Origin of the sequence: Devosia sp. ZW T5_3 (assembly GCF_044987315.1) — a bacterium.
Classification (GTDB): Bacteria; Pseudomonadota; Alphaproteobacteria; order Rhizobiales; family Devosiaceae; genus Devosia.
Window position 1 is genome coordinate 49,661 of sequence record NZ_JBJDRE010000013.1, and the last position, 12,725, is coordinate 62,385.

Genomic DNA, 12,725 nt, shown 5'->3' on the forward strand with positions numbered 1-12,725 from the left:
GGGCGTCAGCAATGAAGTGGTCACGCCGTTGGCGGAAGCAAGAGGGCTTCCCTCGTGACAAGGGACCTCTCCGGCGCACGTGGTTATGGCGGCAATCTTTGGGTTGGTCGGATATGGCCTGTTCAAGCTGGGTTCGAAGCCGCGCCCTGGCACTGGGCTTCGTGCTGGGCGACCTGCTCGAGCAAAAGCTGCGTCAGGCGCTGATCATTTCCAATGGCGATCCCTCAACCTTCATTCACTCCCCGCTCTCGGCCGGGTTGCTGCTGGTGGCTGTCATCGCGCTGGTCATGGCCGTGCTGCCATCCATTCGACGCTCGCGCGACGAAGTGTTTGCCGATTCCTGATCTTGGTGGATCCCTGGGCGCAGTTCCGGCGGTCTGCTAACGCTGAACGAGAACAGCGACGCATCAAACTCATCGATCAGCGGCCGTGCCAGCGGCTCGAGCTCGCGGCCAATGGCGGTGGGCGTCACCTGTCGGGTCGTGCGCTGAAACAACTGCCCCCCACTGTGCCTTCCAGCTTCTGGATACGCCGAGATAATGCTGGCTGTGACATGTTGAGAACGTCGGCAGCACGCCGGAAATTGGCAACCTCCATTAGAGCGATGAAGGCTCTCAGATCCAGCGTGTAGCAGTTGAAAATCACTCGATAAACTCCGGACCACCCAAGCGCGGCCGGCGGACGACAGGCGCTTTCTTGGAGCTATCGTGGGCAGGATCGGCCCGCCTGAGGGGAAAGACAACCCAGGCCGTTGCATAGGTGAGCAGCCAGTGCTCGGCTGCCCGCATTTGGATCGGCGCTGAACGACGCCGTGTGATTTGTCCGCAACTGGCTTGAGTTTACCTGTGGCTCGCGGCGGATGAAAGCTGCCCCGCCAACCCGCTTGCGAGCGCCCGCGCCACACCCCTCAGTTCCGCCAATCCCTTCAACCGGCCGATCAGCGGATAGCCTGGCTGCCCGCCACGGTTCAGGTCGTCGAGAATGTCCTGGCCATGATCGGGCCGCATCGGGATTATCGCGTCGGAGCGTCCGGCGGCCTTGCGCCGCGCTTCCTCGTCAACGATTGCTCTGATCAGCGCGACCATGTCGACGCTGCCGTCCAGATGCTCGCTTTCGTGGAACGAGCCGCCCACGCCGTCGCCTTCCAGCCGCACATTGCGCAGATGCAGGAAATGCACGCGATCGCCCAGGCGCCGCATGATGCCGGCAAGATCGTTATCCGGGCGCGCCCCGAGCGCGCCGGAACACAGGGTCATCCCGTTGGCCGCATCCGGCAGATGAGCGAGCATGGCGCGATAATCGGCTTCGGTCGACATGATGCGCGGCAGGCCCATCAGGGAAAACGGGGGATCGTCCGGATGGCAGCAGAGACGTATGCCGAGCCCCGCCGCAAGCGGCACCACTTCTTCAAGAAAATCGAATAAATGCCGGCGCAATCGCTCGCTCGATATGTCGCCATACCGCGCCAGATGTTCCTGCACGGTGTCGACCGACAATCGGTCAGCGGCTCCGGGCAATCCTGCCAGCACGCTTGCCGCCAGCTTCTGTTTGTCGGCGTCGCTCATGCGCTTGAAGCGTGCCATGGCTTCGGCTGCGACAGCTTGCGAAACGCTCTCGGCCGCGCCTTTGCGCTGTAGCAGGTGAATGTCGAAGGCTGCGAAGTCGATCGCGTCGAACCGCATGCAGGTGCCGCCATGCGGCAGTCGCCAGGCTAGGTCGGTGCGGGTCCAGTCGATGACCGGCATGAAATTGTAGCAGACCGTTGAAATACCGGCGGCTGCCAGGTTTTGCAGGCTCAGCTTGTAATTGGCAATGTGCTCGCGCCACCCACCGGTCTGCCGTTTGATGTCCTCTGACACCGGCAGGCTTTCCACCACCAGCCAGACCAAGCCCGAAGCGCGACCGTCGAGTGTCGTGCCGATCTGAGCCTGGCGTCTGGCGATCTCGCTCGCGGACCAGACTGCGCCGTCGGGAACATGGTGCAAGGCGGAGACGATGCCGGTGGCACCCGTCTGCATGATGTCGGAAATGGTGGTGACGTCGGACGGGCCGAACCAGCGCCAGGTTTCGATCATGCCTGGCGCTCGATGGCGGCCCCGTCGGCGCCGAACAGGTGCCAATGGTTTTCGCGCGGCGCCAGATAGAGCACGTCGCCGCGCTTGGCCAGGCTCTGGCCGGCCTCATGCACCAGGATCGGCACCTCGCCCGCCAGGGTGCAGTGCAGGTAGCTATTGGCGCCATATTGCTCGGCGACCCCAACCGTGACCGGCCAGCCGCTCTCTGCATTGCGGGACACCACGAAATCCTCGGGCCGGATTCCCAGCGTTGCTGGAGCCGCGGCCAGCGGCTGTGCCAAGGCACCCGGCAGGGTCAGCGGCGGCAAGCCGGGCGCTTCGAACACCACCTGCCCGGAGGCAGCGGCGGACGCCTTGCCCTCGATGAAATTCATCCGCGGCGAACCGATAAAGCCCGCGACAAACAGATTGCGCGGCTGGTTGTAGAGTTCGAGCGGTGCGCCGACCTGTTCGATAACGCCCTTGCGCAACACGACAATCTTGTCTGCCATGGTCATGGCCTCGATCTGATCATGCGTCACATAGATCATCGTATTGCCCAGCCGTTCATGCAGCTTGGTAATCTCGACCCGCATCAGCACGCGCAGTTCCGCATCGAGGTTGGATAGCGGCTCATCGAACAGGAATATCTTGGGATCACGGGTGATGGCGCGGCCGATGGCGACACGCTGGCGTTGTCCGCCCGACAATTGCTTTGGCCGTCGCTCCAGCAATTGCTCGATCTGCAGCAGCCGGGCGGCATCGGAGACGCGGCGGTTGATCTCGGCCTTGTCCATGCGAATGTTCTCGAGCCCGAAGCTGAGATTTTCCCGCACCGTCATATGCGGATAAAGCGCATAGGACTGAAACACCATGGCCACGCCGCGGTCGGCGGCAGGTACGTCGACGACGCTGGCATTGTCGATGCGGATGTCGCCATCCGAGACGTCTTCGAGTCCCGCAATCAGCCGGAGCAGGGTGGACTTGCCGCAGCCCGAGGGACCAACGAAAACGACGAACTCGCCATCCATGATCTCGAGGTCAACGCCAGGGATGACTTCGACGGCACCGAAGGATTTCTTGACATTTTGAAGCGTGAGATTGGCCATCAATATGGTCCTTACTTGATACCGGTCGAGGCAATGCCGCTGGTAATGTAGCGTTGCAGGAAGATGAAGGCGAAGGCGAGCGGCAGCGCCGTTAGCGTCGTCATCGCCAGCAGGATTTCGTAGCGCACGCCGTATTCGGTCTGAAACGAGGCCAGGGCCAGTTGCAGCGTGTAGGACTCGCGCCGGGTCAGCACGACCAGCGGCAACAGGAAGTCGTTCCAGCGCGACAGGATCGAGAAGATCGCGACAACCGCCAAAGCCGGGGAGGACAGCGGCAGGATGATGCGCCAGAAGATCCGCCATTCGCTGGCATGATCCATGCGGGCCGCCTCGATCAATTCGTCCGGAATGGTCAGCATATATTGTCGCAACAGGAAAACGCCGGTCGGCGTGGCCACGGTCGGCAGGATGACGCCCCACAGATTGCCGACCAGTCCAAGCTGGGCAACGATCATATAGGTGGGAACCAGCACCACGGTTGCCGGGATCATCAGGGTGGCGAGGATCGAGACCAGCGCCACGTTGGAGCCGCGGAAGCGATATTTGGACAGCGCAAAGGCCGCCATGGAATTCATCACCAGCGTGATGATGGTTGCCACCACCGTGATGAAGAGACTGTTGAACAGATAGCGCCACAACTGCCCGCCGGAACTGCTCAGCAGATTGGTGTAGTTCTCGGTGGCAAGGTGCAATTGCCGGACCGGCGTCGCATTGCCCACCGGCACCACGATCCGCTCCTGCGGATTGGCGGGATCGATCATCTGCGCCTGGATGCCGACCCGACGCAATTGCGCCAGCTGACGGGTCTGGCCATCCTCGCCCACCACGTCAAACAAGGGCAGGGGTTCATCATGGCCGTCCACCACTACGGTCTGGGCCGCATAGGGCAGCAGCGTCGGCGGAAATTCGGTGAGGTTTGCCGGCGTCTTGAGGGAGGAAATGGCCACCCACAGCACCGGCGTAAACATCACCAGCAGCCCAAGGAACAGGTAGAGATAAGTCAGCCAGTCGGTCCAATCGAGCCGCTTGCGGCCGCGCCGGCGCGTGGCGAATTCAACGATCGACACTGCTGGTTTGGCTTCGCTGAGATCAGTCATTATTGCCACCTCGCGAAATGCGCATCTGGATACCGGTGAAAATCAGGAGTGCCAGTCCCAGGAACAGCGACGCGGCAGCCGCCAAGCCGAAATTGCGGGGCTGAGTGGCGAAGCCGACTTCGTAGATGTACTGGACCATCAGCATGGTGGCCGAGCCGGGGCCACCACCGGTGAGCACATAGAGCTCGTCGAAAGTCTGCACCGAGCGGATCACCGCCAGGATGAAAACCACCAGCATGACGGGCTTGAGCAGCGGCAGCGTGATCCGGGTGAACACCCGCCACGGGGAGGCAGAGTCCATCTTGGCCGCCTCGTAGACATCGCGTGGAATGGCCTGCAGCCCGGCCAGCAGAATGATCGTGTAGAAGCCCATATGGGCCCAAACGGTCACGAAAACCGACCAGAAGAATGCCGTATTGGGGAAGATCAGCCAATTGACCGGCGTCAGGCCGGCCGCCGAAATCAGCCCGTTGAGCGCCCCGTTGCGCTGCAGGATCCACTGCCAGGTCAGCGCCACCACCACGGGGGACAGCATGACGGGAAAGAAGAAGATGCCGCGGAAGAAACCACGGCCGATAATGTCGCGGTTCAGGCAGATGGCGGTCAGCAGGGCGACGGCGATCATGCAGATCACCTGCACCGGCACGAACACCATCGTATTGCCTAAGGCCCGCCAGAACAGGTCGCGCGAGCAGGTGGAGGGATCGAGATAATTGCCGCAATCGAGCAGGCTCTGGTAATTGGCGCCGCCGACAAAAGGACGATCCCAGGGGAACAACCGGTCGCTGCCGCTAACCGAATAGAAGATGTTGATGAAGACCGGCAGCAGGGCGAACAGCACGACGGCGACCAGGTTGGGCAGCAGGAAGACCCACGGCATCCGCTTGATGCCGACCCCTCGCTGGATACCCGACATTGCCGGCTCGATGAGGCGCGCCGGCAATGACAGGATCGCGCCAGCGGCCGAGGCGAGTTGAACCCTTGCGCTCATGAGACTGTTCCTTGAATTGGATGGATAAGGCCGCCCCGCACAGAACGGGGCGGCCGCTGCGATCAGGGCTGTCCGCCGACCGCTTGAATGGCGAGGTTGACGTCTTCCTTGATGCGTTCCATCGCGGCATCCACCGTCAGCTCATTGTTGAGCACCTGGCTGATGCGGGTGGTCAGTGCATTCATCATCGCCCGCTGATAGCGCCAGCCCTGGAAACGATAGGCGGCGGCATCCATCTTTGGAATCTGGTTGATGAATGTAGCCAGCGCCTCGGAGGTACGGGCCGAGGCCGTTGGATATTCCACCCCATTGGCGATTTGCGAGGCCGCGGACGGAATCTCGACTTCGGTTGAGATGTAGTGATCGAGGTTTTCCGGCTGGGCAAAAAAGTTGATCAGTTTCCCGGCAATCTCGGCATTCTGGGTATGGGAGAACACGGTCATGGCGCCGCCGCCCGGCATCACCGTGCACGACGATGGCCCGCAAGGCGCCGGAACGACGGCCCAGTCGAACAGATCGCCGACTTCGCTATCCATCTGCGCCAGCGTCCAGGAGCCGCCGAAATAGAGAACCGTGTTGGCATTGAGGAAATCGGAAAACAGTTCACGATGCGTCGCGCCGCCGACGGCGCCCCAGAGGTCCATCGGCATGGTGCCGTCCTGGTGCCAGGCGACGAATTGCTCGATGGCGGCACGCAGGCCATCGTCGACCACGGGGTGCCCCGCCTCATCGACCAATTGCGCGCCATAGCTGATGGCAAGGCTGGCAAAGCGGTGGCCTGACCGGTCCATTTCCATGGCAAATTCGGTATTGGTGGCCTGTGCGACCTGCCGCGTTGCCTCGGCCCATTCCTGCCAGGTTGCGCCCTCGGCGGGAACCGGCACGCCAGCCTGCTCGAACAGGGTCAGATTCACATAGGCGCCGTTGACGGTGAGCGTCGTCGGCATGCCGTAAATGGCCGCGCTCGCCGCATCGCCGCCGCGCAGCCATTGCAGCGTCTGGCCCCATTCCTGCTCGAAATAGGCCGCGTCAACATAGGGTGTGATGTCCTGATAGAAGCGGCTCAGCCCACCCAGATCGGTGATGATGGCGATGTCCGGCCCTTCGCCGGCTTCCAGTTGCACGGGCAAGCTTTCCACCAGCGTCTGGTAGCTCACTTCCTCCACATTGACCGTGACGCCGGGATTTTCGGCCTCGAACGTCTTGGCCATTTCGGCGAAGATCTTGCCCCCGCTGCCGGTATCGCCGGCCCACAGGGTGATCTGCTGCCCGTAAGCAAGGCTAATCGGCGCGGCGGCAATCACCAAAGCCAGCGCGGTCGTGGTCCTCAATCCAGTGCGTTTCAATTCCAATTCCTCCCTCCAGGAATGCGCTGCGTTTGAAACAGCCGCTGGACTCAAGCTTGTTTTGGTAAGACCACAATGTCAAGCCTTCTGGTATGACCAGATTGGGCGGAACACGATAGGGACCAAAGAATGCCAAGGTTTGTACGTGATAATTCCACAGAAAGGCGAAAATTTCGGACTTTCTGGTCAGCCATTGGTCCTTGACAGGAAAACAGAATGCCTATCTGGTTTGACCAATTAATGAGCCTGCACTGGCTCGCCAGTAGTGGAGGAAATGCCTGAAATGGTTAGATTTGCGGTCGTCGGCATCGACCACGGACATATTTTCGATCATGCCAAGGGGCTGATCAAGGCCGGCGCCGAGTTTGTCGGCTATTGCCCCCAAACCTCGATTCCAAGCCTGGTCGAGAGCTTTGCGCAAACCTATCCGGAAGTTCCCCAGATTGATCGAGAAACGCTGTTTGCCGATTCCAGCATTGACGTGATCTGCATTGCCGCCATTCCGAAAGACCGTGCGGGCCTGGCGATCCAGGCCATGCGGGCGGGCAAGGATGTCATGGTCGATAAGCCCGGCCTTACCACCTACGCCCAGCTCGAGGCGGTGCAGCAGGCCGTGAGCGAAACCGGGCGCATCTTCTCGATCTGCTTCACCGAGCGGCATAGCGTTCGCTCGGCAGTCAAGGCTGGCAAGCTGGTTGCCGAGGGCGCCATCGGCAGGGTCATCCAGACCTTGGGCACCGGGCCGCATCGCCTGGGCAATTCCCGGCCCGACTGGTTCTGGCAACATGACGCATTCGGCGGCATCATCGTCGACATCGCCTCCCACCAGATCGATCAATTCCTGTTCTACACCGGCTCCGAAACCGCCGAAATCGTCACGTCCCAGGTCGCTAATTTCGCCAATCCGCAGGCGCCTCAATTCGAGGATTTCGGCGATCTGCTGCTGCGCAGCGACAAGGCCTCCGGTTATGTCCGCGTCGATTGGTTCACTCCGGATGGCCTGCCGACCTGGGGCGATGGCCGGCTCACCATATTGGGCACCGAGGGCTATATCGAGTTGCGCAAATATGTCGATATCGCCGGCCGCGACGGCAAGGACCACCTTTTCCTCGTCAACAAGCATGGCGTAGAACATATCGATTGCTCCAACGAAGAGCTCGACTATTTCGCCAGCTTTGCCGCCGATGTCCGCGACCGCACCGCGACTGCAATGTCCCAGCAGCATGTCTATGAGGTCTGCCGGCTGTCCCTCGATGCGCAGAGCAGAGCCGTCAACATTTCTTCCCAGCCTAAAGGATAGCTCCCATGACCCGGAAACTGCGCGTCGGCCTGATTGGCGCCGGCATCGCCCAGCGGCACCTGGCCGGTTACAACTGGAACAAGGACCTGTTCGAGGTTCCCGTGCTCTGCTCCCTTGATGAGGACCGCGGCCGCCAGGCCGTCGCTGAATTTGGCGTCGGCGAATATACCAGCGACGTCGAAACCCTGTTCGCGCGCGACGATCTTGATGTCATCGACATCTGCACGCCGCCCGATTCCCACTTCGCGCTCTCAAAACGCGCCATCGAGGCGGGCAAGCACGTCATCTGCGAGAAGCCGCTTTTCGGCTCCATCGCCGATGTCGATGCGATGAGCGAAATCGTCGCCAAGACCGATCGCAAATTCATGCCCATCTTCCAGTACCGCTACGGCACCGGGTTGCAAAAGCTCAAGCGGCTGATCGAACTGGGTCTGGCCGGCAGGCCGTTCCTCACCACGGTCGAAACACATTGGTGGCGGGGGCCGGCCTATTACGAGGTGCCATGGCGCGGCAAATGGGCAAGCGAACTGGGCGGCGGCCTGCTCGGCCACGCCATTCACGCCCATGACATGCTCAACTATGTCCACGGCGCCTGTGCCGAAATCTTCGCCCATGGCGCGACCTTGGTGAACAAGATCGAGGTCGAGGACACCATGACCCTCTCGGTCAAGATGGCGAACGGTTCGCTCGCCGCCCTGTCCATGACTCTGGGGTCGCGCAAGGAAATCTCCCGCCTGCGCTTCTGCTTCAGTGAAATGGTGGCTGAGAGCATTCTGGAGCCCTATACGATGGGTCGTGACCCTTGGACCTTCATCGCCGGCAGGCCGGAGCACCAGGCCAGGATCGATGCGGCGCTCGCCGAGCACCAGGTCACCGAAGATGGCTATACCAGGCAGTTCGAGCTGTTCCACGAAGCGGTGATGACCGGGGGGGAGCCACCAGTGACCCTCGAAGATGCGCGCAATTCGCTTGCTTTGGTGACCGCCGCGTATCATTCCCAGAGAACGGGCCAGCCGTCACAATTGCCAATCACGCCAGCGCATCCGCTTTATGGCTCCTGGCTCCCTTGATCGGCGGGCCGACGGCTGGGAGGTCAAAGATGCAAAAGGACCGGAGCTATCCGCGGCTGCAGGGCAATCAACGGCTCTACCAGGTCGTTGCGCGCCAAATCGCCAGGCTGATCGAGCAGAATGCTGCCGATAAGTCCTGGCGCATGCCATCGGAGCGGGAACTGGCCGAAGAACTTTCGGTCAGCCGCCCAGTGGTGCGCGAGGCTGTGATCGCACTGGAAATGCGCGGCATCGTCGAAGTGCGCGGCCGGGCCGGGATCATGGTGTTGCCCAGCCGGCTGTCGCAGGTGAACTTCGAGCTGTCCGTAAGCGACATCGGGCCCGGACCGTTCGAACTGTTGGAAGCGCGCCTTGCCATCGAGTCGAGCGCCGCGGCGCTGGCTGCCGAGCGGGCGACCAATTACGATATTCTGGTATTGGAAGAATGCATCGCCCAGATGGAGCAGGAAACCGAAGTGGTCCTGCTGCAGGAAAAGGGCGATCGGGACTTCCACATGACGATTGCCAGGATGACCAACAATGCCATCATCGTCTCGATGATCGAGGCGCTATGGGCGCAGCGCGATGAATCATTGATGTGGAAGAAGCTACACGAGCACATCCACGCCGAAAGCGTGCGCCCGCTCTGGATCGGCGATCATCACGCGATCCTCTCGGCCCTGCGCATGCGCCATCCCGACGCCGCCTACAAGGCAATGGCCCGCCATATCCGCAACGTCACCAATGAACTGCTCGAAGCCGACGAACGCGGCCGCGTGGTCACGGAGTAGGGGCTGGTCAAGCGATCAGGTTGCGATAGATGCCTGGGCCGTGGTCGGCGCAACGATCGCCCATAATGGGACTAGCATTATAAAGGCGGCGCGATGCTGCGACTGCTTTGCTGATGCTGCGACAGCATGGCAACGAAGGCGATGACCTTGGGTGGCCGGAAGCGGGCCGCCGGATAGACGGCATAGATGCCGCCGGCGGGCAAATCCCAGGCCGGCACGAGCTGGACCAGCCTATTGGCTGCCAAATGTTCCGCGGCCAGAAAGTCCGGCAAGACTGATATCCCCCCGCCGGCCAGAGTGGCGGCCATGGCGGCTGGCGTGGAATTGGTCAGGATGCTCTGGCGGAGCCTGACCGTTGTGGGGTCGAAGTCATTCTTGGTGAAGCGCCAGACCAATGGCTCCTTGAGGGAGGCATTGGCAATGAAGGGCAGGCTGACCAGATCCTCCGGTACCATTGCAGTCTCGGCCTGCAGCAGCTCCGGCGAAGCCACCAGCAATTGCCGGAACGAACCGATACGCCGGGCCTGATAACTGGAATCGTCCAGCCAGCCGACGCGGATGGACAGATCGAAATGATCGGCAATGAGGTCGACCTTGGTATCGGAGAGCCGCAATTCGACATTGCAGGCTGGGTATCTTCGGGTGAATGCGGCGATGAGCGGGGCAATCGTTGCTGCGCCGTAATCGCTCGGCGCCGCTATTCGCAGGGTCCCGGTAGGCTCAGAATTGATCTGCGCGATCTCGCCAATGGCTTCTTCCACTGCACCGAAGATCATTACGCATCGGGCATGTAGCAGCCGTCCGGCCTCGGTTGGCTCGACCCGTCGCGTGGTCCTGACCAGCAGGCTGGTCTGCAGCTCTTCTTCGAGACGGCTAACCTGCTGGCTGACCACCGCTTTGGTGATCCCCAGCCGCTCGGCCGCCTTGGTGAAGGAGCCGGTTTCGGCCACGGCGGAGAAATAGGCGAGCCGGTTGAGTCTGATGGCCTGCATCGTCTGTCCGATTGTATGTCAAAGGAAAACATTGTGTCAGGTTTGATGCTCTCGATCAATCAATGGCGGAGGCATAGCTTCCAGCCAACAATTTTGAGGACATCGGGCCCATGCACATCACCTACCTGTTCGACCCCCTTTGCGGCTGGTGCTATGGCGCCACCGGCGCGCTTGAGCAAATCAGCCGGCTGGGCGGCGTCACCATCCAATTGTCGCCCACCGGCCTGTTTGCCGGCGAAGGCGCCCGCCCGATGGATCAATCCTTCGCCGCCTATGCCTGGCAGAACGATCAGCGCATCGCCCGCCTGACGGGGCAGGCTTTCAGCGAGACCTACCGCCAGCAGGTGCTTGGCGCGGTCGGCTCCACCTTCGACTCCGCGCCGGCAACTTTGGCCATTGTCGCCGTGGGCCTGCAGGCGCCCGCCCAGGAGATGGCGGCGCTCAAGGCGCTCCAGCAGGCCCGCTATGTCGATGGCCGGGACAACGGGAACATGGACGTTGTGATCGACATCCTCGCGGCTGCCGGTTTCAGCGATGCCGCTGGTCGTCTTCGGGCACCGGACCAGCAATTGCTGGCAGCCTACCGGACGCGGATCAAGGCCGCCCGTGCCGACATGGCGCGTTTCAGCGCCAATGGCGTGCCGGCGCTGATCATTGGCAAAGACGACAAACGTCGCCTGCTGCCCAGCGGCACTTTGTTTGGCGACCCGCAAATCCTGGCGGCTCAGCTCGAAGCCGCCTGAACCCTCGCAACGATTACGACTTTCACCAAGGAGTGACCACCATGACAATTACCCTGAATTGGACCCATTTTCCTGCCGGTGGGAACGGCTTCTTCCGGGCGCCGGTGTTGCTGTCCGGGCCGAGCGAGGCGCTATTGATCGATGGCGGCTTCACTTATCCCGATGGGCGCGCGCTGGCGCAGGCCATAGCGGCGACGGGCAAGACGCTGACCACGATCTATATCAGCCAGTCCGACCCGGACTATTATTTCAGCCTGAAGCCGGTGCTCGAAGCTTTCCCCAACGCCAAGGTCATTGCCGCTTCCGCCACGGTGGACGCCCTCAAGGGCAATGTGGACAAGAAACTGGCCGCGTGGGGACCCAAGCTCAACGAGAATGGACCGCAGACGCAGGCCGATATCATTTTCCCCGAGGCATTCGATGGCCCGACACTGACCGTGGATGGTGAAACCGTCGAAATCGTTGCGGCCGAGGGCCTCGCCAATCGCCGCTATCTGTGGGTCTCCACGCTGAATGCCGTTTTTGGTGGTGTGCTGATCTTTTCGGGCGTGCATGTCTGGACGGCCGATACCCCCACCAAAGAGCAGCGTGCGGCCTGGATTGCCAATCTCGACGCGATTGCCGCCCGCCATCCTGCCATCGTCATTCCGGGCCACATGGATCCGGCGGCCGCGACGGGTCTCGCCGCGATCGAGCATACCAAGGCTTATCTGCTGGCGTTCGAAGAAGAACTGGCCAGAGGTGGAGACTCCACCAAGCTCAAGACCGCAATGGAAGTCCGCTTCCCCGATCTGGGCATGGGCGTGGCTCTCGACATTGGCTCCAAGGTCGCCACCGGCGAAATGCAGTGGGGTTGAAATGAGCACCAATCTCGAACTGATGAGAAGCACTTATGAAGGAACCTCGGCGGACAACGGCCGCAACCTGCGGGCCGTACTATCCGCCGATGTCGAATGGACCGAGGCAGAGGGCTTTCCCTATGCGGGAACCTATGTCGGGCCGGAGGCGGTGATCGCCGGCGTATTCCACCGTCTTCAGACGGAATGGACGGGCTATCGCGCCCAGGTCCACACCTATCTTGCCGATGGCGATCGCGTTGCGGCGTCTATTCCGGCACCTATAACGCAACGGGCAAGTCCATGACCTCGCCCTTTGCCCATCTCTACCACCTCAAGGACGGCAAGATCATGCGCATGACCCAGTATGTCGACACTGTCCTGGTATCCCGCGCACTCAGCTAAACCTCGCAAAGA

The 12,725-nt window shown here is 61.5% G+C and carries 14 protein-coding genes; 7 read left to right on the plus strand and 7 right to left on the minus strand.

Features of this window, described 5'->3' with window-relative positions; genetic code table 11:
- Positions 1-113 precede the first annotated feature (113 nt).
- Positions 114-344, plus strand: a complete 231-nt coding sequence (locus ACI3KW_RS16395) for a hypothetical protein (RefSeq protein WP_404848964.1) — start codon at positions 114-116, stop codon at positions 342-344.
- Between the two features lie 124 nt (positions 345-468).
- Here the strand turns inward: ACI3KW_RS16395 and ACI3KW_RS16400 are convergent, their stop codons facing one another.
- The 6 genes from ACI3KW_RS16400 to ACI3KW_RS16425 all read right to left on the minus strand — a co-directional run bounded on the left by ACI3KW_RS16400 (position 469) and on the right by ACI3KW_RS16425 (position 6,597).
- Positions 469-597, minus strand: a complete 129-nt coding sequence (locus tag ACI3KW_RS16400; protein WP_404849057.1) for a LysR family transcriptional regulator — start codon at positions 595-597, stop codon at positions 469-471.
- Between the two features lie 242 nt (positions 598-839).
- On the minus strand, positions 840-2,075 hold the full coding sequence (gene uxuA, locus ACI3KW_RS16405; RefSeq protein WP_404848965.1) for a mannonate dehydratase: 1,236 nt from the start codon (positions 2,073-2,075) through the stop codon (positions 840-842).
- Positions 2,072-3,163 carry an ABC transporter ATP-binding protein gene (locus tag ACI3KW_RS16410; RefSeq protein WP_404848966.1) on the minus strand — a complete coding sequence of 364 codons (1,092 nt, stop codon included), beginning with the start codon at positions 3,161-3,163 and terminating at the stop codon, positions 2,072-2,074. Before ACI3KW_RS16410 ends, uxuA begins: the two co-directional genes overlap by 4 nt.
- 11 nt (positions 3,164-3,174) lie before the next feature.
- Positions 3,175-4,260, minus strand: a complete 1,086-nt coding sequence (locus tag ACI3KW_RS16415; RefSeq protein ID WP_404848967.1) for a carbohydrate ABC transporter permease — start codon at positions 4,258-4,260, stop codon at positions 3,175-3,177.
- Positions 4,253-5,251 carry a carbohydrate ABC transporter permease gene (locus ACI3KW_RS16420; RefSeq protein ID WP_404848968.1) on the minus strand — a complete coding sequence of 333 codons (999 nt, stop codon included), beginning with the start codon at positions 5,249-5,251 and terminating at the stop codon, positions 4,253-4,255. Before ACI3KW_RS16420 ends, ACI3KW_RS16415 begins: the two co-directional genes overlap by 8 nt.
- Positions 5,252-5,313: 62 nt before the next feature.
- A complete protein-coding gene (locus ACI3KW_RS16425) occupies positions 5,314-6,597 on the minus strand; it encodes an ABC transporter substrate-binding protein (RefSeq protein ID WP_404848969.1) in 1,284 nt (427 codons plus the stop codon).
- A 283-nt stretch (positions 6,598-6,880) separates the two neighbouring features.
- Here ACI3KW_RS16425 and ACI3KW_RS16430 point away from each other — a divergent pair, with 283 nt between their 5' ends.
- From ACI3KW_RS16430 to ACI3KW_RS16440, 3 genes are read left to right on the plus strand one after another with little or no spacing between them, the layout of a single operon-like run.
- Positions 6,881-7,897: a Gfo/Idh/MocA family protein gene (locus ACI3KW_RS16430; protein ID WP_404848970.1), complete on the plus strand. Its 1,017-nt coding sequence runs from the start codon at positions 6,881-6,883 to the stop codon at positions 7,895-7,897.
- Between the two features lie 5 nt (positions 7,898-7,902).
- Entirely contained in the window at positions 7,903-8,967 is a 1,065-nt protein-coding gene (locus ACI3KW_RS16435) for a Gfo/Idh/MocA family protein (RefSeq protein ID WP_404848971.1), read from the plus strand.
- Positions 8,968-8,996: 29 nt separating this feature from the next.
- Positions 8,997-9,737 (plus strand): FCD domain-containing protein, encoded by a 741-nt coding sequence (locus ACI3KW_RS16440; RefSeq protein WP_404848972.1) that lies wholly within the window; start codon positions 8,997-8,999, stop codon positions 9,735-9,737.
- A gap of 77 nt (positions 9,738-9,814) precedes the next feature.
- On the opposite strand, the gene ACI3KW_RS16445 is transcribed toward ACI3KW_RS16440, so the two are convergent.
- Positions 9,815-10,729, minus strand: coding sequence for a LysR family transcriptional regulator (locus ACI3KW_RS16445; protein ID WP_404848973.1), 915 nt, complete (start codon positions 10,727-10,729; stop codon positions 9,815-9,817).
- A gap of 110 nt (positions 10,730-10,839) precedes the next feature.
- Here ACI3KW_RS16445 and ACI3KW_RS16450 point away from each other — a divergent pair, with 110 nt between their 5' ends.
- Genes ACI3KW_RS16450 through ACI3KW_RS16460 form a run of 3 tightly spaced genes read left to right on the plus strand, consistent with a single transcriptional unit; the run spans position 10,840 to position 12,615 of the window.
- Positions 10,840-11,472 carry a DsbA family protein gene (locus ACI3KW_RS16450; protein ID WP_404848974.1) on the plus strand — a complete coding sequence of 211 codons (633 nt, stop codon included), beginning with the start codon at positions 10,840-10,842 and terminating at the stop codon, positions 11,470-11,472.
- A gap of 41 nt (positions 11,473-11,513) precedes the next feature.
- Positions 11,514-12,329 (plus strand): MBL fold metallo-hydrolase, encoded by an 816-nt coding sequence (locus tag ACI3KW_RS16455; protein ID WP_404848975.1) that lies wholly within the window; start codon positions 11,514-11,516, stop codon positions 12,327-12,329.
- A 1-nt stretch (position 12,330) separates the two neighbouring features.
- A complete protein-coding gene (locus tag ACI3KW_RS16460) occupies positions 12,331-12,615 on the plus strand; it encodes a nuclear transport factor 2 family protein (protein ID WP_404848976.1) in 285 nt (94 codons plus the stop codon).
- The last annotated feature ends 110 nt before the right edge of the window (positions 12,616-12,725 follow it).